The organism is Luteipulveratus mongoliensis, assembly GCF_001190945.1.
Lineage (GTDB): Bacteria > Actinomycetota > Actinomycetes > Actinomycetales > Dermatophilaceae > Luteipulveratus > Luteipulveratus mongoliensis.
On record NZ_CP011112.1, the window covers coordinates 2,215,297 to 2,239,636 of the forward strand.

21 protein-coding genes are annotated in these 24,340 nt (G+C 69.8%); 17 read left to right on the forward strand and 4 right to left on the reverse strand.

From position 1 onward, the window contains the following. Window positions 1-14: 14 nt before the first annotated feature. Window positions 15-671 carry a response regulator transcription factor gene (locus VV02_RS10610; protein ID WP_052591533.1) on the forward strand — a complete coding sequence of 219 codons (657 nt, stop codon included), beginning with the start codon at window positions 15-17 and terminating at the stop codon, window positions 669-671. Then, the gene (locus VV02_RS10615) at window positions 668-2,047 is read left to right on the forward strand and encodes an ATP-binding protein (RefSeq protein ID WP_218917396.1); all 1,380 of its coding nucleotides are present in this window, start codon (window positions 668-670) and stop codon (window positions 2,045-2,047) included. Before VV02_RS10610 ends, VV02_RS10615 begins: the two co-directional genes overlap by 4 nt. A gap of 40 nt (window positions 2,048-2,087) precedes the next feature. On the opposite strand, the gene cofE is transcribed toward VV02_RS10615, so the two are convergent. Both cofE and cofD read right to left on the reverse strand, forming a co-directional pair. Beyond that, window positions 2,088-3,155 carry a coenzyme F420-0:L-glutamate ligase gene (gene cofE, locus VV02_RS10620; RefSeq protein ID WP_083450069.1) on the reverse strand — a complete coding sequence of 356 codons (1,068 nt, stop codon included), beginning with the start codon at window positions 3,153-3,155 and terminating at the stop codon, window positions 2,088-2,090. Next, window positions 3,148-4,131, reverse strand: a complete 984-nt coding sequence (cofD, locus tag VV02_RS10625) for a 2-phospho-L-lactate transferase (protein WP_052591534.1) — start codon at window positions 4,129-4,131, stop codon at window positions 3,148-3,150. The genes cofE and cofD overlap by 8 nt, the downstream gene beginning before the upstream one ends. Before the next feature lie 197 nt (window positions 4,132-4,328). On the opposite strand from cofD, the gene VV02_RS10630 reads away from it, so the two are divergent. The 3 genes from VV02_RS10630 (at window position 4,329) to VV02_RS10640 (ending at window position 9,596) form a co-directional block, all read left to right on the forward strand. Next, a complete protein-coding gene (locus tag VV02_RS10630) occupies window positions 4,329-4,577 on the forward strand; it encodes a WhiB family transcriptional regulator (protein WP_157063602.1) in 249 nt (82 codons plus the stop codon). Between the two features lie 94 nt (window positions 4,578-4,671). Continuing rightward, complete coding sequence (locus tag VV02_RS10635; RefSeq protein WP_052591536.1) at window positions 4,672-8,136, forward strand: glycosyltransferase; 3,465 nt, start codon at window positions 4,672-4,674, stop codon at window positions 8,134-8,136. Beyond that, window positions 8,133-9,596: a DUF5719 family protein gene (locus VV02_RS10640; RefSeq protein WP_052591537.1), complete on the forward strand. Its 1,464-nt coding sequence runs from the start codon at window positions 8,133-8,135 to the stop codon at window positions 9,594-9,596. Before VV02_RS10635 ends, VV02_RS10640 begins: the two co-directional genes overlap by 4 nt. Before the next feature lie 29 nt (window positions 9,597-9,625). Here VV02_RS10640 and VV02_RS10645 read toward each other — a convergent pair whose 3' ends face one another. Together VV02_RS10645 and VV02_RS10650 are read right to left on the reverse strand one after the other, a co-directional pair. Continuing rightward, window positions 9,626-10,453: an SDR family oxidoreductase gene (locus tag VV02_RS10645; protein WP_052591538.1), complete on the reverse strand. Its 828-nt coding sequence runs from the start codon at window positions 10,451-10,453 to the stop codon at window positions 9,626-9,628. Window positions 10,454-10,456: 3 nt separating this feature from the next. After that, the gene (locus VV02_RS10650; protein WP_245633047.1) at window positions 10,457-10,897 is read right to left on the reverse strand and encodes a metallopeptidase family protein; all 441 of its coding nucleotides are present in this window, start codon (window positions 10,895-10,897) and stop codon (window positions 10,457-10,459) included. Window positions 10,898-10,975: 78 nt separating this feature from the next. On the opposite strand from VV02_RS10650, the gene VV02_RS10655 reads away from it, so the two are divergent. The 12 genes from VV02_RS10655 to VV02_RS10710 all read left to right on the forward strand — a co-directional run bounded on the left by VV02_RS10655 (window position 10,976) and on the right by VV02_RS10710 (window position 24,302). Next, window positions 10,976-11,389 (forward strand): DUF3499 domain-containing protein, encoded by a 414-nt coding sequence (locus tag VV02_RS10655; RefSeq protein ID WP_052591540.1) that lies wholly within the window; start codon window positions 10,976-10,978, stop codon window positions 11,387-11,389. A 34-nt stretch (window positions 11,390-11,423) separates the two neighbouring features. Beyond that, on the forward strand, window positions 11,424-12,851 hold the full coding sequence (locus VV02_RS10660; RefSeq protein ID WP_052596829.1) for a phosphomannomutase/phosphoglucomutase: 1,428 nt from the start codon (window positions 11,424-11,426) through the stop codon (window positions 12,849-12,851). Beyond that, a complete protein-coding gene (locus VV02_RS10665) occupies window positions 12,848-13,054 on the forward strand; it encodes a Trm112 family protein (protein ID WP_052591541.1) in 207 nt (68 codons plus the stop codon). Before VV02_RS10660 ends, VV02_RS10665 begins: the two co-directional genes overlap by 4 nt. Before the next feature lie 2 nt (window positions 13,055-13,056). Beyond that, window positions 13,057-14,241 (forward strand): SIS domain-containing protein, encoded by a 1,185-nt coding sequence (locus tag VV02_RS10670; RefSeq protein WP_052591542.1) that lies wholly within the window; start codon window positions 13,057-13,059, stop codon window positions 14,239-14,241. Continuing rightward, a complete protein-coding gene (kynA, locus tag VV02_RS10675) occupies window positions 14,238-15,104 on the forward strand; it encodes a tryptophan 2,3-dioxygenase (RefSeq protein ID WP_052591543.1) in 867 nt (288 codons plus the stop codon). The genes VV02_RS10670 and kynA overlap by 4 nt, the downstream gene beginning before the upstream one ends. Window positions 15,105-15,124: 20 nt before the next feature. Further along, window positions 15,125-16,504: a mycothione reductase gene (gene mtr / locus VV02_RS10680; RefSeq protein WP_052591544.1), complete on the forward strand. Its 1,380-nt coding sequence runs from the start codon at window positions 15,125-15,127 to the stop codon at window positions 16,502-16,504. Between the two features lie 71 nt (window positions 16,505-16,575). Then, complete coding sequence (locus VV02_RS10685; protein ID WP_052591545.1) at window positions 16,576-17,517, forward strand: DUF808 domain-containing protein; 942 nt, start codon at window positions 16,576-16,578, stop codon at window positions 17,515-17,517. Between the two features lie 215 nt (window positions 17,518-17,732). Further along, window positions 17,733-18,278 carry a DinB family protein gene (locus VV02_RS10690; protein WP_052591546.1) on the forward strand — a complete coding sequence of 182 codons (546 nt, stop codon included), beginning with the start codon at window positions 17,733-17,735 and terminating at the stop codon, window positions 18,276-18,278. Window positions 18,279-18,378: 100 nt separating this feature from the next. Further along, on the forward strand, window positions 18,379-19,815 hold the full coding sequence (ahcY, locus tag VV02_RS10695) for an adenosylhomocysteinase (protein ID WP_052591547.1): 1,437 nt from the start codon (window positions 18,379-18,381) through the stop codon (window positions 19,813-19,815). Window positions 19,816-20,042: 227 nt separating this feature from the next. After that, window positions 20,043-20,720, forward strand: a complete 678-nt coding sequence (mtrA, locus tag VV02_RS10700) for an MtrAB system response regulator MtrA (protein WP_052591548.1) — start codon at window positions 20,043-20,045, stop codon at window positions 20,718-20,720. 4 nt (window positions 20,721-20,724) lie between these two features. Further along, window positions 20,725-22,476, forward strand: a complete 1,752-nt coding sequence (gene mtrB / locus VV02_RS10705) for an MtrAB system histidine kinase MtrB (RefSeq protein WP_245633048.1) — start codon at window positions 20,725-20,727, stop codon at window positions 22,474-22,476. After that, entirely contained in the window at window positions 22,473-24,302 is a 1,830-nt protein-coding gene (locus VV02_RS10710) for an LpqB family beta-propeller domain-containing protein (RefSeq protein ID WP_157063360.1), read from the forward strand. The genes mtrB and VV02_RS10710 overlap by 4 nt, the downstream gene beginning before the upstream one ends. Window positions 24,303-24,340 lie beyond the last annotated feature (38 nt).

The window sequence follows — 24,340 nt, forward strand, 5'->3', positions numbered from 1 at the left end:
GCCAAGGTGTCGGCATGCGGCTGCTGCTGGTGGAGGACGAGGAGCGCCTGGCGCTTGCCCTCCAGCGTGGGCTGGTGGCCGAGGGCTTCGTCGTCGACGTCCGCCACGACGGACACTCAGGACTCAACGCGGCTCGCCACGGCGACTACGACGCGCTGATCCTCGACATCATGCTGCCGCGGATGTCCGGGTACGACGTCGTACGGACCCTGCGCGCCGAGCAGGTCTGGCTGCCGGTGCTGATGCTGTCGGCCAAGGACGGCGAGTACGACCAGGCGGACGGCCTGGACTACGGCGCGGACGACTACCTCACCAAACCGTTCTCGTTCGTCGTGCTACTTGCCCGGCTGCGCGCGCTGCTCCGACGCGGCGGCGCGGCCCGAGCACCTGTGCTCACATCAGGTGACATCGAGCTCGATCCGTCGCTGCGCGAGGTGCGCCAGGGCGGCGAGACGGTGCCGCTCAGCCCACGCGAGCTGACCTTGCTGGAGTACCTCATGCGCAACTCCGAGCGCGTCATCGGCAAGGTCGAGCTGCTCGACCACGTCTGGGACTCGGCGCAGGACACCGACCCCAACGTGGTCGAGGTCTACGTCGGCTACCTGCGCCGCAAGCTCGGGCGCGAGGCGATCCGGACGGTCCGGGGCGCCGGCTACACCTTGCGTCGATGAGGCTCCCGTCGCTGAGCCGGCTCACTCTCCGGTGGCGCCTGATGCTGATCGGTCTCGCGGGTGCCGCGGTGGCTCTGCTGGTCGGCAGCATCGTGCTGTCGGCCGTGCTCGGTATCGCCGGACGCCGCGCGCTGGACGAGACCGCCTCCAACGCCGCTAAGGACATCGCGCTCATCGTGACGAGCGATACCGCGCCGGACCCGTTGCCCGCATCGGGCGCTCAGTCGGTGCAGGTCGTCGACTCGCAAGGGAGAGTCGTCGCGGGGTCTGCCAATGCCGACCGTCTCACCTCCCTCCTACGACCCGCCGAGCTCGACAGAGCGCGGGACGGCCAACGACTCCAGGTGTCCGGCCGAAGGGTGGGGGCGTCCGGACCGCTGCGCGTGGTCGCCGTCCCGGTGACGCGACCGGGGGAGCGCCGAGACGCCTCGACGGTGATCGTTGCGGTCCAGGCCGGCGACGTCCTGCACGCCGAAAAGGTTTTGAGGACAACGCTTCTCGTCGTCGCCCCGCTCATCCTGCTCGTGATGGGACTGGTCGCGTGGTGGGTGATCGGTCGAGCCCTGCGGCCCGTCGAGCGACTGCGCGCCGGTGCCGAGACCATCAGTGGCGACGCCGGGGCGGAGCGGCTCCCGGTGCCGGCGCAGGTGGACGAGATCCAAGCCCTCGCAGTCACTCTCAACGGAATGCTCGACCGCCTCACCCACGCGCGGGAGCGGCAGCGCGGTCTGGTGGCCGATGCGGCTCACGAGCTGCGCAGCCCCCTGGCAAGCATCCAGACCCAGCTCGAGGTCGAGCAGCGCGTGAGCGGCAGCAACGCCCTCACGGACGACCTGCTGGTCGACGTGCGCCGTCTGGCGGCACTCATCGAGGACCTGCTGCTCCTCGCACGGTCAGATGAGAACGCCTGGGTTGCTCGCAGACCCGAACCCGTAGACGTACCAACGCTTCTCGCTGACATCGCGAGGTCGTACGCCGGTGCTCGGGTGGCCGTCACCGTCACCGACTCCGCGGACACACTCACCGCCAGGGTCGTCCCCGAGGAGCTGCGACGCATCCTGACCAACCTGGTCGACAACGCCGTCCGGCACGCCTCGACGGCGGTGACGCTGACCGCAGCTGCGGACGGCGGTGAGGCGTTGATCGTGGTCGGTGACGACGGCACCGGCATCCGACCCGAGGACCGAGTGAGGGCGTTCGAACGCTTCACCCGTCTGGACGACGCTCGCGACCGTGATGCCGGCGGCAGCGGCCTCGGGCTGGCGATCGTCCAGGAGCTGGTCCATCGAGCGCGCGGCTCGGTGGTCCTGACTGACCATCCGGCCGTTGACGGGGCGACACCCGGACTTCGCGTGGAGGTCCGCGTCCCTCGCTAGCGTCGGCACAAGCCGCGCGGACCGTCGCTCAGGCTCCAGGCTAGGACGGCTGAGTGACGTGTACGACGCTGGTGCTGTCGTCGTACGCCGTTGTGGCAGTAAGGCGTTCGCCGGCCAGGGCGACTTCGAGGCGGGCGACCGCACGGCCGAGCTGGATGTCATCCCGAGCGCGGATCCGCAGTGTGCTGGCGTCGCCGGCCGGATGGGCAGCCTCGACGCCGTCGCAGCCGTGCAGGGCCACCTGGAGAGCGCGGTCCACCCTCTGACTCAGCGTCTCGGGGTGCACGGACTCGATGCCGACGTTCTCGGACTCGGGGGAGCCGGCCCTGATCCCAAGCGCTTCCCGGACCGCCTCGGCGCGACCGAGCGCGAACCAGTCGTCGGGTCCTGAGCGGACCAGCGAACGCGCCGACGAGCCGTCGGAGACGACGAGATGGGACAAGCCGCGGATCACGGCCGCGGGCACGCGGTCGATCTTGCCCTTGACCAGGTCTGCTGCGGCCGCGAGCTCATCGGCGAGGCAGCGGACCGTGACTGCGAGGTCGCGACCGTCGGTGTCGGCGCGTCCACGCAGGTCGTCGATGCCCTCGATCCCGGAGAGCCCGAGCGCCAGGTCCACGAGACCAGCCCGCCACGGACGCCCGGCGGTGTCACTCAGCACGACGCCGATCCGGAGGGGCTCGGTGCTGGCGGCCAAGACCTTGTCGTGGACCCAGCGCGCGCTGGCGTCGGGGTCCTGGGGCAGCAGCAGCAGATCGGCCTCGCCGGTGTTGGACGCGTCGATTCCAGCGCCCGCCATCACCGGGCCGGCATGGGCTGCGACAACGCGGGTGAGGCCGGTGCTGGTGGCGCGCTCGCTGACGACCCGGTCGGACTCTCGCAGCACCAGCTCCTGTCGGTCGCTGGGCTGTGTGGTCCGGACGACGAGGCCCTCCGCCTTGGACACCACCTTCGATGTCACCACGAGGATGTCGCCGTCCTGCAGGGGCGACCCTGCCTGCTCGAGCGCGCGCATGATGAGCAGTCCGAGGTCATCGCCCGGGCCGATCTCGGGCAGCCCTCGAACCGGGATCAGCAGCACCGCACCGGGCGGCGTGGACTCAGGCATCGCGCAGATCGAGGGCCAGGTCGAGTGCTCCGCCGGCGATGCGCGCGGCGTGGTCGATGTCTCGCATCAGCAAGGGCATGCTGCGGACTGTAGGGCTTTTGCTCGCCGCTGCGGCCCGCATGGACTCCGCATCTGCGTCATCGACCAGCCAGCCGTCCAGGAAGTCGGCGTAGAGACCCGCGACACCCGATGCGCTCGACTCGACGCCGATGGCGCTCAGGCACGCATCGGCGTGGCCTCGCACGGGAGCGCCACCGACGAGCGGAGAGACGCCGACCACGGGAGCAGCGGTGCCCCGCAACGCATCTCGCACTCCTGGCACTCCGAGGATGATGCCGATCGAGACGACCGGGTTGCTCGGCGGCAGCAGGATGACGTCAGCCGTCCGGAGGGCGTCCAGGACGCCCGGGGCAGCGGACGCCTGGTCGAGTCCGGCGACCACGAAGCGCTGTGCCGGCACAGCCGCCTGCAGGCGTACCCACCACTCCTGGAAGTGCACCGCGCGCTGCTCGCCGTCCTCCTCGAGCACCACGTGGGTCTCGACAGGGGTGTCGGTCATCGGCAGCACGGTGACGCCCTGCTCGGGCAGACCCCAGCGCTGTGCGAGCCGCGCGGTGACCTGCGAGAGCGTCTGACCCTGCGCGAGCCACTGGCTGCGCACGATGTGGGTGCCGAAGTCGCGGTCGCCGAGCCCGAACCACTGGGGCGAGGCGCCGTACGCCTTGAGCTCGCCCTGGACGGTGTGCGTCTCGTCGGCGCGCCCCCAGCCCTGTGCTTCGTGCACGCCGCCACCAAGGGTGTAGACGAGCGTGTCGAGGTCGGGGCAGACCCGGAGACCGAACAAGGTGATGTCGTCGCCGGTGTTGCCGATCACGGTGAGGGAGTGGGGTCCGTCGGTGCGGGCCTCGAGGTGGCGGAGGAGCCCACGCAGAAAACGGGCTCCGCCGACGCCACCCGCCAGGGCGGTGATGCGCATGCGCGACAGTCTCTCAAGCGGTCCGCCGAGCCGACCGTGGGGGCGGAATTGTGCACCCCCGGAGAAACTCGCGCTTGACGAATGGCGAAATACACGCGTGTAATTGCAGTGTTGTTGTTCGGCCGCGACAGCACTGCACAGGCAAACGACCCGCGATCAGTCGAGGAGGAGACGTGCACGAGCTGCAGCTGATCAGCATGCACGACGACGCGCAGGGAGAAGACGGCGAGGAGTCCTGGCAAGAGAATGCGCTGTGCGCACAGACGGACCCGGAGGCGTTCTTCCCTGAGAAGGGCGGCTCCACCCGCGAGGCCAAGAAGGTCTGCGTCGGGTGCGAGGTCCGCTCCGAGTGCCTGCAGTACGCCCTTGAGCACGACGAGAGGTTCGGCATCTGGGGAGGGCTCTCGGAGCGCGAGCGCCGAAAGCTGAAGAAGCGCGCGGTCTGACCGCGCGTCTCCTTGGGAGCGGCCGGGCTGACTGGCATGGTCAGGACATGACCACGCCACCCGGCGTTTCAGGCCCAGTGTGCGTGAGCGACTCATGACCATGACCGACGCGCCACCATCTCCACCCGCTGACCCCGAGCCCGGGTGGGGCCCACTCGACGACGACACCTCCTCCACGCCGCTCGTCGTCACGGCTCTTCTGGTGATCCAGCACTCCTGGTCCTCGTGGATGGAGCGCACGTTCTCCGCTCTGGCTGATCTCGAGGTCAGCCCCGACCGGCTCGTCCTCGTCGACGCCACCCCGCAGCACCAGGTTCGCCAGCTGCTGGACGATCGCGACGACCTGAGTGCGGCCTTCCCTGACGTCTCGGTCGTGACCGTGCCGTCGGGTAGCGCGTTCGCGGCCATCGTGGACACCGCGGTCGAGGCGCTGCCCCGTCCCGGAGAGGACGCGGTCGTCGCCCGTCGAGTGCGTCAGCGCGCCCGCAAGCGGCAGGTTCGCCCGCGTGACCGGCACGAATGGTTCTGGTTGCTGCACGAGGACACCGCACCGGACCCGGACGCGCTGGATGCGCTCACCCGCGTGGTCGGCCGGTCCGAGCGCATCGGGATCGCCGGCTGCAAGGTGGTCGAGCTGCGCGACCGCGACCAGATCGTCAACGTCGGGCTCGACGTCACCCGCACCGGGCGGCACGTCGGCTCGACGATGCTGGGCGAGCCCGACCAAGGTCAGTACGACGACCGTCACGACGTCCTCGCGGTGTCCAGCGCGGGCATGCTGATCCGGCGTGACGTCTACCTGAGCCTCGGTGGCTTCGACCCGGCCTTCGACGGTGATGGCGACGGCCTCGATCTCTGCTGGCGTACGCACCTCATGGGTCATCAGGTCGTCGTGGTGCCCCAGGCGCGGGTCAGTCAGGACCTCGGTGGCAAGGCCCTGATCACCTCGCTGGCCGAACCGGAGCCAGAACTGGAACCCGAGGCGGAGGCGGAGGCAGAGGCAGAGGAGCCGACGGGCGAGGACCCCACCGCCGAACCCGAGTCCGAGACCCCTGAGTCCGAGACCCCTGAGTCCGAGCCGGAGGCCGCCGCTGAGCCCGAGTCGCCACCACGATCCCTGCGCCGCCACGGCGACACCGACCGTCCGGCACCGTTGTCGGCACGCACCCTGCGCCGACACCGCCAGGTCGCCCTGGCTCGCTGCTCCTGGTTCGGGATGCCGTTCGTGGCCCTGTGGACCATGCTCAGCTGCACCGCCCTCGGTGTCGTGCTGCTGCTCGTCAAGCGGCCGCGCCATGCGTTCGCCGAGCTCGGCCAGGCAACGGCACCCCTCGGCGTACGCCGGGTGCTGGGTGCGCGGGCCCGCTTCGGGACCCGAGGCGTCACGAGGCGACGAGACCTCGATGCGCTGTTCGTGCCTCTCGGTGCGGCCAGCCAGCACGCCTGGGACGCGGTCCGCGATGCGGTCAGCACGGAGCCGTCCGGCCATGACCTGCTGGACGACCCGGATCGACTTGAGTCCGGACCAGTCAGCGACGAGTCCGGTGCGCTCCCGGCCGTGCGGTCCACCTGGATCCGGCGGACCCTCCGCCACGCGGGCTTGTGGATGACCGTCTCCCTCGCCGTCGCGAGCGGGTTCATGTGGCGGCACCTGCTGACCACCGACGCTGTGCGCGGCACCGCGCAAGGGCTCGATGGAGGTCAGCTGCGACCGTTCGACACCGACTCCGGCGGCGTGTGGCGACTCTGGCGCGACCAGTGGGTCGGCCCGGGCCTCGGGTCCGATCTGCACGAGCAGCCTTATCTACCAGTGCTCGCCGCACTCGCGCGCGGCGTCGAGACGTTGCCGTGGGTGGACGACACCACGACCGGCGCGACCGTGATCACCTGGCTGCTGCTCCTCGCGATGCCGCTGTCCGGCGTGACCGCCTACCTCGCCGGACGTGCCGCGACGCGGGCCCAGTGGCCGCGCGCCGTGGCCGGGCTGGTCTGGGCGTCCCTCGCCACCCTCACCGCCGGCGTCTCCTCCGGACGCATCGGACCGGTCGTCGCCCACATCCTGCTGCCGCTCGTGCTCGCCGGGGCGCTGTCGATCGGCCGCAGGACGGCAGGCGCCCCCGTGACGTTCGGCACCGTGCTGGCCGCGGCGCTCATGGGAGCCTTCGCACCGGTCCTGCTCGTGGCGACCACCGTCATCGCGTTCGGCGTCGTGCTCGTCGGCACCGGTTGGGCACGCCTGCGCGGCGCCTTCCTGCTCGTCGTGCCGTGGCTGCTGCTCGGCCCGTGGACCGTCGACCGGATCCGTCAGGACTGGCGGGTCCTGCTGGCCGGACCCGGCGCCCTGCGCAGTGGCCCTGACGCCGACCCCTGGCAGCTGGCCCTGCTCCACCCGGGCGGCGCGGGCTCCTACCTCGCGCTGCTGTCGGCTCCCGTACTCGCCCTCGGAGTCCTTGGGCTCCTGCGTCGCCGACCTCAGCACGGTCGTACGGTCGTCGGGCTCGGCCTCGTGGCCCTGCTCGGTCTGGGTGCCGCGCTCGCGGCATCGCACGTCACGGTCACTGCGGGTGGCTCCGGTCCACGGTCACCGTGGCCAGGCCCGGCGCTCGACCTCTGCGCTGCCGCGCTGCTGGGCGCGGCCCTCCTCGCTGGAGGCGACATCTTTGCCAAGGCGCGCTGGCAAGCGCTCGCCACGCGTTGGCGTACGGCACTCGCCGTGGGTCTCGTGCTCGCCCTCGGCTGGGCACTCGGCCTGGTCGCGCTCGTCGGCTGGACCGAGGACATCACGACCCTGGAGCCCGCGACTCCGCGGATGCCGGCGGTCGCCGAGCAGATGAGCCAGGCCAACCGGGCGACGCGCATGCTGTCGATCAATGTCGGCAAGGACGGATCGGTGACCTACAGCCTGGACGGCTCGGAGACCGGGCTGCCCGCCCGCGACCTCGACGTCCCGATCCGCACCAGTCCCGTGGTGGCGCGCGGCGTGGCCTCGCTGCTCACGCCCGGCACGGCGGTCGGCGGACAGGCCCACGACCTGATGGCCGATCTCGATGTCGGCTTCGTCGGCGTGACCGGACCTGGTGACCGGGCTGCGCTGAGCCGCCTGTTCCAGACCGTCGACGGGCTGTCGCCGATGGCCAGCAACCGGTCCATCTCGCTGTGGCGCGTCGACGCGCTCGACGGTGCGGACATGGGCTCGACGGTGTCGCCCAGCCGCTTGCGGCTGACCCTCGAGGGACAACCCTGGGGTGAGCTGCCGTCGGCCGGGCCGCACGGCCGGTCGACCACCCGCGTACCCGAAGGTCCCGAGGGTCGCCGACTCGTCGTCTCGGAGTCGGGTGGCTGGGCCCGGCGGGCACACGTGAGTCTCAACGGCCACCGGCTGACCCCGCTGGCAGGCCAGACCTTCCCGACCTACGCGGTGCCGGCCGGCGGCGGACGGCTGCACGTCGAGCCGGGTCTGTCCTACCAACGCTGGCGGTGGGTCCAGGGCGCGCTGCTGTTCCTGGTGGTCTTCCTTGCGGTGCCGTTCGGCAACGCCCGCTCCCGGAGGAACGCATGAGAGGTCTCGGAGTCGTCCGCGTGCTCGTGGTCGCCGGCGCCGGCTCGGCGATGGTGTGGGGCGCGACCGGCTCGGATGCCCGTGTCGACCTGTCTCGCGCCGGTGACACCCGCGCGACCAGTGCCGTCAGCACCCAGTCGCTGACCCGCAGCGAGCTCGTGTGTCCAGGACCGGACCGCCCCGGTGTGGCCGGCTCGGGATCAGCGCAGCAGACCGTTGCGATCCAGACGGCCAGCCTGCCTCCGACGCTCTTGCCACCGGACGACGCCGGCTCGAGGGAGACGGGTGAGGTGAGCGCAACCCGGCTCCCCGGGTCGGCCGGCGACCTGGTCAACGCCGTGACCAGTCGCGGAGGTTTTACCTCCACCCCGGTGAGCGGCGCCGGCTCGGTCGACATCGTCGGCTCGGCGGGCCTCGCGCCTGGCCTCGCTGCGCTCCAGGTCAATGACGACCGCACCGCGACCGCGCAGGGCCTGGCGATGATGCCGTGCCCGACGACCAGCACGACCTCCTATCTCCTGGCTGGTGGCCCGCAGCCGGGTCGGCTGGAGCGCATCGTCCTGAGCAACCCCTCGCCCAACGCGGTCGTCGCCCGGCTGAGCGTCCTCGGCGCGGGCAAGCCCCAAGAGGTCTCGGTGCCGGCCCGCTCGCGCACGGTGGCGCTCCTCGGCGAGATCGACGACACCTCACCGGCGCCCGTCGTCAAGGTGACCACCACCTCGGGCACCGTGGCCGTCGCGATGGCCGATATGGCGTTCGAGGGCACCGTTCCTCAAGGGTCGGAGCTGGTCGGACCCGCCACCGATCCGTCCACCGACGCAGTGATCCCGGCCGGGCTGGCCAGCGGCGGTCGGGTGTCCGTTCGCGTGGGCGTCCCTGGCAAGGACGAGGCCGTGGTCCGTGTCCAGGTCCTGGGGCCGCCGGATGCCAACGTGCCCGACGCCGTACAGACCGTGCCGGCCGGGTCCAGCGGCACGATCGACCTGACCGGCCTGCCACTGGGCCGCTATGCGCTGCGGGTGACCGCTGACGTCCCGGTCGTGGCGGCGGCGGAGTCCACGACCGCCAAGGGGCCGCAGGGCAGTATCGACAACGCCTGGGCGCCGACGGCTGCGCCGATCACCACGATCGCGGGCACACCCGTGCCGCACGTGCCCGGTGTGAAGTCCGTGCTCATGCTCTCGTCCGTGGGCCGCGAGGCACACGTCACGGTCGGCAGCACGGATGCGACCGGCAGCACGACGACTCAGCTGGTGACCGTCCCGGCGGACGGCGTGGCCTCGGTGTCGACCGGCAGCGCCTCTGCGGTCTGGGTCAAGACGGGTGGCCACGCGGTCTACGGTGCGCTCGTGCTCGGCGGCGGTGACACCAAGAAGCAGCCGCTCCTCTCGGTCGCACCGCTCAACCCCGTGCCCGTGTCGGCCAAGGTCATCGACGCTCGAGAAGGCTTGCCGCAGTAGCCCGTTGGGCCGTTTCGGCCGCGAGCTGGTCAGGCGGCGGCGACGCGTGCGGCCAGCCACTCGGCGTACGGCAGGCCGCCTCGCTCGGCCCCGGGCCCGGGCAGGTTGGAGCCGCGCGAGAGCGCCCGTAGCACCGCGCCGACGGCAGGCATCGGCACCAGGCGTGGCGCGGGCTGCCCCTTGATGCGAGCCGTCAGCACGGCGATCTCACGAGCCGACAGCACCTCGGGACCAGCCAGCTCCAGCGGTTCGCGTCGCGGCTCGGACAGGGCGTGGTCGACCAGCCGACCGGCGACGTAGACGGGGTCGACGCTGGCGAACCGCAGACCCTTCACCCCGAGGCCGAACGGTCCGACCGACACCCGGGTGAGGCGTTCGACCAGGTCGTGGAACTGCGTGGCTCGGACGATCGTCCGTCGGCCCTCCCAGCCCGTGACGAGGGTCTCGGCGGCCACCTTGGCGCGGTAGTAGGGCAGCGGGTTGGCGAGCGCGCCGAGGATCGACATGTGCACCAGGTGGGCTTCGGGGCTGACCTCGGACAGGACGTCGAGCAGGCGCCGGGTGCCCGCGACGTCGACGTCCTGAGGGTGGGTCGGGTGAGTGGCGCAGTGGATGACCGCGTGTACGCCGTCGACCGCCTCGTGCAGCCCCTCGCCGGTCGTCAGGTCACCGTGTACCTGCTCGGTCTCGACCTGACGGGGTGTGCGGGTGAGCACTCTCGCCGGCACGTTGGAGCGCTCGAGCTCGGCCACGACCGCTCGACCGAGCGTGCCGGTGCCGCCGGTCACCAGGATGGGCGCGCGGCCGACGCCAGGAAGGCCCTCGACCCAGACAGGCGGGTCCGTGGGGTTGGTCACGCGTCAGTCCTCGAGGTCTTCGGGCGACAGACCGAGCAGGCTGGCGACCTGCTCGGTGACCACGCTGTCGACGAGTGCGGCCAGGTCACGGGGTCCCTCGGCGCGGCTCTCGACGGGGCGGCGGTAGACGACCAGCCTTGCAGGAGAACGGTTTTCGGCCGGAAAGAGACGTCCCAGCGGCACGGTTTCTTCCCACGACGAGGGGTCGCTGGGCGGTACGTCCTCGACGGCCAGCTCGACCTGGTCGAGAGGTCGTCCGAGTCGGCGCTCGAGGCGTTCGGCAGCATCCAGCACGAGCTCGTCGAAGCGGGCGGCGCGGGCCACCATCGAGGGAACCCGCGGCCAGGCGGTCGGACCGCGCAGGCCGCGCCCGTGCCGGTCGCGGCGAGACCGCGCGGTGGGCCCCTCGCTGCCACCACGGCCGGACCTCAAGGACGAACGCACTCTGTGAGCGTACGACGGGAACGATCCCTCGGCGTGGCCGCGGGAGGTGTGTCGGTGTCCTGGCCTAGAGTCCTGAGGGTGACGACGACGCCGCCAGCCAGAAACAGGTCCCGCACCTGCTCGCGGGCGGCCTGCCACCGCGCAGCTGTCGCCACCCTCACCTATGTCTATGCCGACCAGACGGCCGTGCTCGGACCGCTGGCGACCTACGCAGAGCCGCACACCTACGACCTGTGCGCCGACCACGCCAGCCGGCTGACCGCACCGCGCGGCTGGGACGTGGTCCGCCTGGCCGTCGACCTGACCGAGCCCGAGCCCACACCGGACGACCTGCTGGCCCTCGCGGACGCCGTACGCGCCGCGGCCCGGCCGGCGACGCCCGTCTCGCCGCCCGCTGCCGAGCCGTCGGCGCAGCCCGCGACTCCCGGTGCCGGCGACCAGGTGCTGGCCGGTGACCGTCGGCGCCACCTGCGCGTACTGCCCGACGTGTGATCCGCGGATCACTGCGCCGGTAGAGTCGCGCACTGTGAATGCACCCCGACTCGCCGACTTCGTGAAGGCGTACGACGTGCGGGGCATCGTTCCCGATCAGGTGAGTCCGCAGGTGTCCCGCGCACTCGGTGCCGCCTTCGCCCAGGTCGTTGCGATCCCCGACGGTCACCGCTCGATCGTCATCGGTCGCGACATGCGGCCGAGCTCACCCGAGCTGGCCCGGGCCTTCGCCGAGGGTGCAGCCGCACATGGCCTGGACGTCACGCTGATCGGGCTGTGCTCGACCGACGGGCTCTACTACGCCAGCGGTGTGCTGGACGTCCCTGGCGCGATGTTCACCGCTAGCCACAACCCCGCCCGCTACAACGGCATCAAGATGTGCCGCTCGGGCGCGCGGCCCATCAGCCAGGACACCGGCCTGGCCGAGATCCGCGACCTCGCGCAGTGGACGCTGGACCGCGGAGACGTGCACGACCTCGGCAGCACCTCGCCCGGTCAGATCGTCGAGCGAGACATGCTCGAGGACTACGCCGACTTCCTGCGCAACCTGGTCGACGTGTCCGGCTCGCGCCAGCTCACGGTGGTGGTGGACGCTGGGAACGGCATGGCCGGCCACACGGTGCCCGCGGTCCTGAAAGACCTTCCGTTGCACGTCATTCCGCTCTACTTCGAGCTGGACGGCACGTTCCCCAATCACGAGGCCAACCCGCTCGAGCCGGCCAATCTGGTCGACCTGCAGGCTGCGGTGCGCGAGCACGGGGCCGACCTCGGCCTCGCCTTCGACGGTGACGCCGACCGCTGCTTCGTCGTGGACGAGCGCGGCGAGCCGGTCAGCCCGTCGGCCATCACGGCGCTGGTGGCGGTCCGCGAGATCGACGCCCAGGTCGCGGCCGGGACGCCCGCCGGCGACATCGCTGTGGTCTACAACCTGATCTCCTCCCGCGCGGTGCCGGAGATCGTGGCGGAGCATGGCGCGCGCCCGGTGCGTACCCGCGTCGGGCACTCGCTGATCAAGGCCGAGATGGCCGCGAACAACGCCTTGTTCGGTGGCGAGCACTCCGCGCACTACTACTTCCGTGACTTCTGGTTTGCCGACACCGGCATGCTGGCGGCCCTGCACGTGCTGGCCGCGCTCGGGGAGACCGACCGGCCGCTGTCGCACGTCATGGCTGACTACAGTCGCTATGTCGCCTCGGGGGAGATCAACTCGACGGTGACCGATGCAGCAGCGGCGACCGACCGTGTGAGAGCGTGGGCGATCGCCCAGGGCGATGTCATCGAGGACACCCTCGACGGACTGACCTTGACCCACGCCACCGCACCGATGTGGTGGCTGAACCTGCGGGCGAGCAATACCGAGCCGCTGCTGCGGCTCAATGTCGAGGCCACGGACGACGCGACCATGGCGATGATCCGCGACGGCGCCCTGGCGCTGGTGCGGCAGGAGGAAGGACAGACATGAGCCCGACGATCGAGCCTTGGCTTCGAGAGATCCTGCGTTGCCCGCTGTGCCGCAACGAGCTGGTCGACGCCACCGGTGCCGATGGTGGCGCCGAGCTGCACTGCGACGGCGACTGCGAGCAGCCCGGCCAGCGCCGGGCGTACCGCATCGATGACGGCATCCCGGTGCTGCTGGCCGAGGAAGCCCGGACCTTCCAGGTCTGACGATGCCCTACATCGAGGAGTCCGCACTCGACGACGTCGAGCGCCTCAGCCGCGTGGACTCCCAGGACACGCTGCGGGCGCTCGCGACAGCCGGAGCCCAGGTGCGCGAGGCGGTCACCCTGTCGCAGGAGGCCGGTGTCGAGCGGGTGGCCTACGGCGAGCGTCCCCGGTCGGTGCTGGTCGCGGCGCTCGGTGGTTCGTCGGTCGTGGCCGATGTGCTCGACCTGCTCGCCGAGCCCGGGTCACCGGTGCCCGTGACCGTACGCCGCAACCTGCCTCTCCCCGGATGGGTGGGTCCGCTGGACCTGGTCATCGCGGTGTCGCTCTCGGGACGCGCTGAGGGTCCGCTGGCGCTCGCGGCCGAGGCAGCCCGTCGTGGCGCGGCCCTGCTCACGGTGGGTGCCGAGGACTCGCCACTGGCCGACGTGTGCAAGCAGCATCGCGGCGTGCACATCGGCGTCGGACGCGACCGGACCTCGAGCCGTACGTCGTTGTGGTCATTGCTGACGCCGGTGCTGATGGCGGGCGACAGTCTCGGACTGATCGACGCACCTGCGTCCGTGCTCCCTGAGCTCGCAGCCCGGCTCGACGTGCAGGCCGAGTCGTGCCGTCCGTCCTCGGAGTCCTTCGTCAATCCGGCCAAGCTGGCCGCCGTACAGCTGGGTGACACGGTGCCGATGGCGCTCGGCGACAACGCGTTGACAGGTGTCGCGGCCCTGCGGGCGGCGTCCATGCTGACCCGGACGGCACGGATGCCGGCCACCTGGGGTGAGCTGCCGGATGCCGCATCGCAGGTGGTGGCGTGCTTCGACGGTCCGTTCACCGCAGGTGGCGGTCGCGGATCCATGAACGGCGGTGTCGACGTGTTCGCCGACCCGTTCCTGGACGCACCCGCCCAGCCTTCGCTCGGCCTGCTCATGCTGCAGGACGCGCCGCCCGAGCAGCCGAGCCAGCAGACCGACGAGGCGCAGGCTCTGACCGACGCGCTGCTCGAGACCGCCCGTGAGGCCGGGGTCACCGTCGTCGAGACCGTTGCCGAGGCCGGACCGGCCGTCGTACGTCTGGCCGGAATGCTGTCGTTCACCGACTACGTCTCGACCTACCTCGCCCTCGGCCTCGGCCTGGACCCATCGGTCTCGCCGCACGTCGCTGAGCTGCGTGACCGCACCAAGGGCTGGAAGCCGTGACCGATGGCGCCCGTCCCGCCCAGCGCGATCTCGAAGGTGGTGTCGAGCGGGACTTCCGCCAGGCGATGTCCTACGGCGACTACCTCGACCTGGACCGCCTGCTGTCGGCGCAGCACCCGCTCGCTCAACCGCCGCAGCACGACGAGCTGCTGTTCATCGTGCAGCACCAGACCAGCGAGCTGTGGTTCAAGCTCGTCCTGCACGAGCTGCGTTCGGCGCGCGACCTGCTGCGTGGCGACCAGCTCGCGGCATCGCTGAAGCGGCTGGCCCGGGTCAAGCACATCCAGTCCACACTCACAGAGCAGTGGTCGGTGCTGGCGACCCTGACACCGAGTGAGTACGCGCAGTTCCGCGACTTCCTGGCGACCTCGTCAGGCTTCCAGTCCTACCAGTACCGCGCCGTGGAGTTCCTGCTCGGCAACAAGAACGCCGACATGGTCCCGGTCTTCGACCACGACCCCGTCGCGCAGGAGATGCTCACCCAGCTGCTCCACGAACCGAGCCTGTACGACGAGTTCATCGCGCTCCTCGCGCGGCGCGGTCTCCCGGTCCCGGCCGAGCTCCTGGACCGTGATTGGTCGAAGCCGCACCAGGCGAATCCCGCTCTCGTGCAAGCGATCCGGGCGGTCTACGAGGATCCCGAGGAGCGCTGGGACATCTACGAGGCGTGCGAAGAGCTGGTCGACCTCGAGGACAACTTCCAGTTCTGGCGGTTCCGTCACCTCAAGACCGTGGAGCGCATCATCGGGTCGGCCCGAGGCACCGGCGGCAGCAGCGGTGTGCCGTTCCTGCGCAAGGCCCTGGAGCTGACGTTCTTCCCCGAGCTGTACTCCGTCCGAGGGCAGATCGCCGAGTCGCGGTAGGGCCCACTTACGCTGACACCGTGACGCACTTCGACCTCGCCATCATCGGCACCGGCTCCGGCAACTCCCTGGTGACTCCCGACTTCGACGGCAAGCGTGTCGCGGTCATCGAGGAGGGTCTGTTCGGCGGCACCTGCCTCAACGTCGGGTGCATCCCGACCAAGATGTTCGTGTACGCCGCTGATGTCGCCGACCATGTGCGCGACTCCGCGCGCTACGGCATCGACGCCACGCTCGACGGCGTGCGCTGGCCCGACATCCGCGACCGCGTCTTCGGACGGATCGACCCGATCGCCGAGGGCGGCAAGGACTACCGCGTCAACGGACCCAACACGACGGCCCACCTCGGGCACGCGACCTTCACCGGGCCGCTCTCCCTGGAGGTCGATGTCGACGGCACGAAGCAGGAGGTCACGGCCGACCAGATCGTCGTGGCCGCCGGCGGGCACGCCAACGTCCCGGAGGTCGTCCAGGCATCGGGTGTGCCGTTCCACACCAGCGACACGATCATGCGGATCGATGAGCTGCCCGCCTCGATGGTCATCGTCGGAGGTGGCTTCATCAGCGCCGAGTTCGCCCATGTCTTCTCGGCGCTCGGCGTCGACGTCCGCATCGTGACCCGCGGGCCTGCGCTGCTGCGAGCCGAGGACGCCGAGATCTCCCAGCGCTTCACCGAGATCGCCCAGAAGCAGTGGGAGGTCCACCTGTCCGCCACCGTCGAGACCGTCAAGGGCGACGACGCCGGTGTCACGCTCTCGCTCGCCGACGGCACGACCGTCGAGGGCGACATCCTGCTGGTCGCCACCGGTCGCACACCCAACACGCAGCACCTCGGGGTCGAAAAGGCAGGCATTGTAACGCATTCCGACGGTCGCATCAAGGTCGACGAGTTCGGTCGTACGACGGCTGCCGGAGTCTGGTCGCTGGGAGACATCTCGTCGCCGTACCAGCTCAAGCACGTCGCCAACCATGAGGCGCGCACCGTGGCGCACAACCTCGTACACCCCGACAACCTGCGCGCCAACGATCACCGGTTCGTGCCCGCTGCGGTGTTCACCCATCCCCAGGTCGCGTCGGTCGGTCTCACCGAGCAGCAGGCGCGCGACGCGGGCCACGACGTGACCACCAAGACGCAGGCCTTCGGTGATGTCGCGTACGGCTGGGCGATGGAGGACACGACAGGTGTCTGCAAGCTGGTCGCGGATCGAACGACCGGCGCGCTGCTGGGCGCGCACATCATGGGGCCGCAGGCGTCGACTGTCATCCAGCCGGCCATCCAGGCGCTGTCATTCGGACTCGGGGTCCGCGAGATGGCGCGTGGACAGTACTGGATCCACCCGGCACTGGCCGAGGTGCTGGAGAACGCCCTGCTCGGGCTGGACGTACCCGGCCAGGACTGAGCACCACGACTGACGGTCCGCCGGTCGGTGGCGTCGTCTGACGGTCGCTCGGTGCCCATACGATGTGCGCCATGGCTGGCGGACTGGTTGCTCTTCTGGACGATGTCGCGGCGCTCGCACGAGCTGCTGCCGCATCGATCGACGACGTCGGCGCCGCTGCGGCCCGGGCGAGTGTGAAGGCCACCGGTGTCGTCGTCGACGACACCGCGGTCACACCGCGCTACGTGCAGGGCCTGGACCCCAAGCGTGAGCTGCCGATCATCAAGAAGATCGCCAAGGGCTCGATCCGCAACAAGCTGCTGTTCATCCTGCCGGCGATCATGCTGCTGTCGCAGTTCCTTCCGTGGCTGCTGATGCCGGTGCTGATGGTCGGCGGTGCGTACCTCAGCTACGAGGGTGCCGAAAAGCTCTGGGAGGCGCTGCGCGGCGGGCACGAGGAGGAGAGCAACGCGGACAAGAGCGAGGCCGAGATCACCGGCGGGGCGATCCGCACCGACTTCATCCTGTCGGCCGAGATCATGGTCATCTCGCTCAAGGAGGTCGAGGACGAGCCGTTCCTCTCGCGCCTGGCCATCCTGATCGTCGTCGCCCTCCTGATCACCGTGCTCGTCTACGGCGTGGTCGCTCTGATCGTGAAGATGGACGACGTCGGCCTGCACCTGACGCAGAAGCCCGGCCGTGGCGCACAGCGCCTCGGCAGCACGCTGGTGCACGGCATGCCCAAGGTGCTCAGCGTGCTCTCGACCGTCGGGATCGCCGCGATGCTCTGGGTCGGCGGCCACATCCTGCTGATCGGGCTGGACGACGTCGGCTGGCACTGGCCCTACGCGCAGGTCCACCACCTCGAGGAGTCGGTGCACGACGCCACCGGTGCGCTCGGCAGCGTCCTCGGCTGGCTGACCAACACGCTAGGCTCGGCCCTCGTCGGACTGGTCGTGGGCGCGGTCATCGTCGCCGCCCTGCACGTCATCCCGCGCCGCAACAGCAAGGTGGCCGAGGGCGCCGCCCACTGAGGCGTTCAAGGTGGCTGCTGCTGTTCAACATCGGGAGTGTCGGCAAAAGCCTCGATGAGCCCACGCCGCTCTACGTGATCCTCGAGGGCGTCCTCGGCGGCAACCTGTACATGTCCGAGCTGCGCGACCGCATGTACCGAGGCGACATCCGGCACGGGCGTGCCCGGACCTACCATCGCGTCTGAGCAAACCTCACACAGACGCAGGAGGCTGACGTGACTCAGGAGATCGTTCCGGACACCAAGGACTGGACCTGGACCCTCGAACGTCCTTGTCCCGACTGCGGATTCGACGCAGGCGCGGTGACCGCTGATCAGGTGGGCATTCTCGTCCTGCAGGCCGCGCAGCCCTGGACCGAGGTGCTGGAGCGCGCAGACGCGCGTGACCGTCGTACGCCTGGGGTCTGGTCGGACCTGGAGTACGGCTGCCACGTCCGCGACGTGTGCGTGCTGTTCGCTCAGCGGACCCAGCAGATGCTGGAGGAGGACGACCCGGCGTTCGCCAACTGGGATCAGGACGTAACGGCGGCCGAGAGCAACTACGCCGAGCAGGATCCGGCGGCCGTGTCGACCGAGCTCGCCGAGGCTGCAGCGGCCTATGCCCGGGCGTACGGAGAGGTGACGGGGGAGCAGTGGGCGCGCACCGGCGTACGGTCCGGCGGGTCGCACTTCACCGTGCTGACCCTCGCGCAGTACGGCTTGCACGACCTCAACCACCACCTGCACGACGTCGGTGCCGTCGGAGTCCAGACCCAGCAGTGAGCTCGGGCCTCTACACTGGCCCGTGCCGGCGTGGGTGATGACCCGCGAGTTCCCAGAGGGGCGCGCCGAGTCCGAAACCAAGACAGGGAGTTCTTCCACCATGTCGTTTGACCACAAGGTTCGCGATCTGAGCCTCGCCGAGGCCGGCCGCCACCAGTTCCGCCTGGCCGAGCACGAGATGCCCGGCCTGATGTCCCTGCGCGAGGAGTTCGGCGACAGCCAGCCGCTCAAGGGCGCCAAGATCGCCGGCTCGCTGCACATGACCGTGCAGACCGGCGTGCTCATCGAGACGCTGACGGCGCTCGGTGCCGAGGTCCGCTGGGCCTCCTGCAACATCTACTCCACCCAGGACGAGGCCGCGGCCGCCGCAGTTGTCGGCCCCGACGGCACTCCCGAGGACCCCAAGGGCGTCCCGGTCTTCGCCTGGAAGGGCGAGTCGCTGCCGGAGTACTGGGAGTGCACCAACGAGATCCTCACCTGGCCCAATGGCGAGGGTCCCAACATGATCCTCGACGACGGCGGCGACGCCACGATGCTGGTCCACAAGGGCCGCGAGTGGGAGGCCGCCGGTCAGGTGCCCCCCACGACCGACGCGGACTCCGAGGAGTTCTCCGTGTTCAAGGACCTGGTCCGCAAGACTCTGGCCGAGGACCCGAAGAAGTGGACCAAGATCTCTGAGGGCATCAAGGGTGTCACCGAGGAGACCACCACCGGTGTGCACCGGCTCTACGAGCTGGCCAAGGCCGGCGAGCTGCTGTTCCCGGCGATCAATGTCAACGACTCGGTCACCAAGTCCAAGTTCGACAACAAGTACGGCTGCCGCCACAGCGTCATCGACGGCCTCAACCGTGCGACCGACGTCCTCATCGGCGGCAAGGTTGCCGTCGTGGCCGGCTTCGGCGACGTGGGCAAGGGTGTTGCCTCCGCGCTGGCCGGTCAGGGTGCGCGCGTCATCGTCACCGAGGTCGACCCGATCTGTGCGCTGCAGGCCGCGATGGAGGGCTTCCAGGTCGCCAAGCTCGATGACGTGCTGGACATTGCCGACATCTACGTCACGACGACCGGCTGCTACGACGTGATCACCGCCGACCACATGTCGAAGATGAAGAACAAGGCGATCGTGTCCAACATCGGTCACTTCGACAACGAGATCGACATGGCCGGCCTGGCCAAGATCCCGGGCGTCAAGAAGGTCGAGATCAAGCCGCAGGTGCACGAGTGGACCTTCGAGGGTGGCAACTCCATCATCGTGCTGTCCGAGGGTCGCCTCATGAACCTCGGCAACGCCACGGGCCACCCGAGCTTCGTGATGTCGAACTCGTTCGCCAACCAGACGATCGCGCAGATCGAGATCTTCACCAAGCCGGGCGAGTACAAGAACGACGTCTACGTCCTGCCCAAGCACCTGGACGAGAAGGTCGCCCGTCTGCACCTGGCGGCGCTGGGTGTCGAGCTCACCGAGCTGTCCAAGGCGCAGGCCGAGTACCTCGGTGTCGACGTCGCCGGCCCCTACAAGCCGGAGCACTACCGCTACTGACCGATCCGCCGGTCGAGTAGGGCGAGGGGTCGAGTAGGGCGAGGAACGAGCCGTATCGAGACCCAGAACCCGTATCGAGACCTCTGCCGTACGCCGTCCGCTCACCTGAGCGGGCGGCGTACGCGTGTGTCACGGCGTACTTGGAGAACTCTGTGTGAAAATGTGGCCGCGTCCCGGGGCGCTGTTCGGCGAGCCCGGGGGAGCCACAACGGAAGGACACCCACACGGTGAAGGGCCGCATACTCGTCGTCGATGACGATCCCGCTCTCGCTGAGATGCTCGGCATCATCTTGCACAGCGAGGGTCTCGAGGTGACCCATTGCGCCGAGGGGGGCACCGCCGTACAAGCCTTCCGCGACAGCAAACCCGATGTCGTGCTGCTCGACGTCATGCTTCCCGGGCTGGACGGCATCGAGGTGTGCCGGCGGATCCGCGCCGAGTCCGGTGTCCCGATCATCATGCTCACCGCTCGCACCGACACCGTCGACGTGGTCGTCGGCCTGGAGTCCGGAGCGGACGACTACGTCAACAAGCCGTTCAAGCCCCAGGAGCTGGTCGCCCGCGTGCGAGCCCGGCTACGCCGGGGCGATGAGCCGGAGCCGGAGCGCCTGCAGATCGGTGACCTGACGATCGATGTCGCAGGACACACCGTCAAGCGTGCCGACGAGCTGATCTCGCTGACACCGCTGGAGTTCGACCTGCTCGTCGCTCTTGCACGCAAGCCGTGGCAGGTGTTCACCCGTGAGGTCCTGCTGGAGCAGGTCTGGGGCTACCGCCACGCCGGCGACACCCGACTGGTCAACGTGCACGTCCAGCGGCTGCGTTCCAAGATCGAGCGGGACCCGGAGCGTCCGGAGATCGTGCTGACCGTGCGTGGGGTCGGCTACAAGGCGGGATCGAGCTAGGCCCATGTCCAGCAGCGGTGTCACCGACGGGACCAGTCCGGCCGCCGGTGGATCGACCCCTCGGGCGGGCGAACCGACGTGGGACGAGCGCCTCCGGCTGCTGCTGATGCACAGCGGCTGGCGCGGGCGGCGCGTGCTGCGCCGCTGGCTACGGCCGTGGCGGCGATCACTGCTGCTACGGGTCATGACGACCACCGTGCTGCTGGGGGCGCTGACGTCGTTCGCGCTCGGGTCGTTCATGTACCAGCGCATCGCCGACGGCCTTGTGGCCGCCAAGATGCGTTCGTCGGAGCAGGACGCTGCGCAGCGCCGCACCGATGCCGAGCGGAAGATCGCCAGCACCATCAGGGTCGACCCGAGCACGATGCAGCAGCTCGGCCAGGACATCGTCGACCAGACGGCGGCGCCAGGCGAGGACCGGTCACGTCTAGCCATTCTCACGCTAGCGAAGACGCCGGGCGAGACCAACGACGCCTTGCCCGCGATGTTCACACCGCCCTACGTCCAGGAGAGCTGGATCCCGGAGTCGATCCGCGACGCGCTGGATGCTGATCCTGAGCACCAGCAGGCGATGACGATCCGCGTCAGTGGGCAGGACGAAGGGTCGCCGACCAACATCCCAGCGGTCGTCATCGGCTCTCAGCTCCGCCTGCAGCAGGCCGGCAACTACGACCTCTACATCATCTATCCGATGCAGACGGAGACTCGCACGCTCGCGCTCATCAAGAACGCGTTCATCCTGGGTGGTCTCGGACTGGTCCTCCTGCTCGCCGCGCTCGCCTACATGGTGACGCGCATGGTGGTCACACCGGTCCGCTCGGCCCGGCACGTGGCCGAGCGGCTGAGTGAAGGCGCGCTCAACGAGCGCATGGTGGCTCAGGGAGAGGACGACCTGGCCCGGCTCGCGACATCGTTCAACGCCATGGCCGACAACCTGCAGCGTCAGATCCGTCAGCTCGAGGACCTGTCTGAGGTGCAGCAGCGTTTCACCTCCGACGTCTCGCACGAACTGCGCACCCCGTTGACCACGATCCGGATGGCGGCCGACCTGATCCATCAGAGCCGCAGCGACTTCAGCGCGCCGGTGTCCCGGTCGGCCGAGCTGCTGCTGCGCGAGCTGGACCGCTTCGAGTCGCTGCTGGCCGACCTTCTGGAGATCAGCCGGTTCGACGCCGGTGCAGCCTCCCTCGAGCTGGAGCAGGCTGACCTGCGCGATGTCGTACGCCGGGTCATCGACTCCACGGCGACCCTCGCCTCACGCGCCGGCACCGTGGTCATGGTCGAGGCTCCTGCGCCCTGCCGTGCGGACATGGACCAACGCCGTGTCGAGCGAGTGATCCGCAACCTCGTGAGCAACGCCATCGAGCATGCCGAGCAGCGTCCGATCGACATCACGGTGGGGGCCAACGACACCGCGGTTGCCGTGTCCGTACGCGACCACGGCGTCGGTCTCAAACCGGGGGAGGCCTCGATGGTCTTCAACAGGTTCTGGCGATCGGATCCGGCCCGCGCGCGGACGACGGGCGGCACCGGACTAGGGCTGTCGATCTCGTTGGAGGACGCCCGTCTGCACCAGGGTTGGCTGCAGGCCTGGGGAGAGCCGGGTGAAGGCTCGTGCTTCCGTCTCACTCTGCCGTTGCGGCCGGGTGACGCCATCAAGCGCTCGCCGACGCGCCTGGTCGATGTGGCGCCCACGGCGACCGCGGACCCGAGCACGTTGGTGATTCCTGCTGCTACGGACCGGGTGGACCGATGAGGCGCGTGCTGGTCGCGGTCCTGACGGTGTGCTGTCTCCTGGCGCTCAGCGCCTGTGGCGGGATCCCCAAGCAGAGCGCGGTGCAGCCGCGGCTCGCGGTCGGCACCGATTCCGGCAAGGAGGTCAACCGCGTCTCGATCGACCCACTGCCGCCCCAGTCGGGTGCGACTCGCGAGCAGGTGGCGGCGGGCTTCATCAAGGCGCACATCGGCACCGACGACGCCTTCGCGACAGCCAAGGACTTCATGGCGCCGGCCGCTCAGCAGCGCTGGGGGCCCGACCAGTCGATCGTGGTGCTGCGGGACCATAACCTCACGATCACCCGCAAGGGCAACGTCGTGACGGTCTCAGCGGTCGCGATCGCGCAGGTCAGCTCCGACGGACACCTCTCGGAGCTGCCGGAGCCCAAGTCAATGAGTGTCGCCCTGCCGATGGCGAAGGTCGGCGAGGACTGGCGGGTCGCTCAGGTGCCGCCCACCCTCGGGTTGTGGCTGGCCAAGGACGACTTCACGCGGCTCTACACCCCGCGTCAGATCTTCTACGGCGCGATCGGTCAGAAGAAGGTCCTGGTGCCCGACACACGATGGCTGTCCGAGCCGGCCAGTGTCACCGCGATGGCCAAGGCGGTGCTGACGCCACCGCCGGCATGGTTGTCGCCCGCGGTGCGGCACCAGATGCCTGCAGGGATCGACCTTCCGGTGCAGTCGGTGCCGGTGTCGGACGACGGCACCGCCCAGGTCGAGCTCCCGCCCGAGATCCGTGACGCGTCACCGGCAGACCGAGTGCTGCTGTGGGCGTGCATGCTGCAGACCCTCAGCCTGGGACCGAAGGTGCAAAAGGTCGAGGTCACGGTCGGTGGCGCACCCCTTCAGGTGCCGCAGTTCCCGCCACAGCCGGCCTCTGCGGGAGACCTGGGCTACCAGGCGATCGTCTCCAACGACGGCCCGGCGATCCTGCGCGACGGCGAGCAGCTGCAGTGGGAGACAGACACCCTCGGCAGTGAGAACGACCACAACACCAAGCTGCGCCCCGAGGAAGAGACGCTGCCGAGTCTGCCTGCCATCACCCGCAACTGGACGCTGCTGGCCGCCGACAGCCAGGCGCGTGAGCTGGCTGCCGTCTCGGGTGACCTGCGCACGATCTCTCGCTGGGTCGGGGGCCATCGGTACGATCGGCCGGCCTTCGCGACCGGCCTGGTGCGGCCCTCGTACGACGGTGACGGGAGCCTATGGCTGGCGGGCCGAGCCCTGGCGACTGCGGGCCCCACTCCGACGACCGGCAAGCCTGATGCTGCGGGGCCGGCAACGGTGTGGGTCATCGACACCGGCGATCCCGTCGAGCAGGCGCAACCCAAGGCGATCGACGCCCCCTGGCTGGCCGGCCGCGACGTGCTCGCCCTTGAGGTCTCTGCGGAGGGACAGCGTGTCGCGCTCGTGGTCCGCGAGCGCAACGGCGGCCGAACCTCCTTGCTCATCAGTGCGATTCAGCGGGATCCGCAGGGTGAGGTCGAGTCCCTGACTCCGCCGCGGGTGGTGAACGACTCGGTCACCCACCTCACCGACGTGTCGTGGGTCAACAGCACGACCCTGGCGGTCGTCGGCAAGCTTCGGTCCGACCCGTCGCAGGAGCGGCCGATCCTGGTGAATTTGGACGGTTTCGCGGCACCGCTGCGGCGCGCCGACGGCGCCGTTCGCGTCGTCGGAGGTACGCGCTCGCAGGACAACGTCAGCGTCGTCACCAATCGCGACACGATCCTGGTCCGCCAAGGCGAGGCCTGGAAGAAGGTGGCCACAGGCCAGGACCTGGTGGTCCCCGCCCCTCAGTAGTCCACAGCCCATGGCCGCAGGCGGGCTTCGCACACAGC

Excerpts from the sequence above, each read along its gene's own strand:
- VV02_RS10685 (WP_052591545.1), top strand. The coding sequence starts at position 16,576 with ATGGCTGGCGGACTGGTTGCTCTTCTGGACGATGTCGCGGCGCTCGCA.
- VV02_RS10640 (WP_052591537.1), top strand. The coding sequence starts at position 8,133 with ATGAGAGGTCTCGGAGTCGTCCGCGTGCTCGTGGTCGCCGGCGCCGGC.
- VV02_RS10635 (WP_052591536.1), top strand. The coding sequence starts at position 4,672 with ATGACCATGACCGACGCGCCACCATCTCCACCCGCTGACCCCGAGCCC.
- VV02_RS10630 (WP_157063602.1), top strand. The coding sequence starts at position 4,329 with ATGCACGACGACGCGCAGGGAGAAGACGGCGAGGAGTCCTGGCAAGAG.
- VV02_RS10665 (WP_052591541.1), top strand. The coding sequence starts at position 12,848 with ATGAGCCCGACGATCGAGCCTTGGCTTCGAGAGATCCTGCGTTGCCCG.
- VV02_RS10615 (WP_218917396.1), top strand. The coding sequence starts at position 668 with ATGAGGCTCCCGTCGCTGAGCCGGCTCACTCTCCGGTGGCGCCTGATG.
- ahcY (WP_052591547.1), top strand. The coding sequence starts at position 18,379 with ATGTCGTTTGACCACAAGGTTCGCGATCTGAGCCTCGCCGAGGCCGGC.
- VV02_RS10670 (WP_052591542.1), top strand. The coding sequence starts at position 13,057 with ATGCCCTACATCGAGGAGTCCGCACTCGACGACGTCGAGCGCCTCAGC.
- VV02_RS10710 (WP_157063360.1), top strand. The coding sequence starts at position 22,473 with ATGAGGCGCGTGCTGGTCGCGGTCCTGACGGTGTGCTGTCTCCTGGCG.
- mtrB (WP_245633048.1), top strand. The coding sequence starts at position 20,725 with ATGTCCAGCAGCGGTGTCACCGACGGGACCAGTCCGGCCGCCGGTGGA.
- cofE (WP_083450069.1), bottom strand. The coding sequence starts at position 3,155 with ATGCCTGAGTCCACGCCGCCCGGTGCGGTGCTGCTGATCCCGGTTCGA.
- cofD (WP_052591534.1), bottom strand. The coding sequence starts at position 4,131 with ATGCGCATCACCGCCCTGGCGGGTGGCGTCGGCGGAGCCCGTTTTCTG.
- VV02_RS10610 (WP_052591533.1), top strand. The coding sequence starts at position 15 with ATGCGGCTGCTGCTGGTGGAGGACGAGGAGCGCCTGGCGCTTGCCCTC.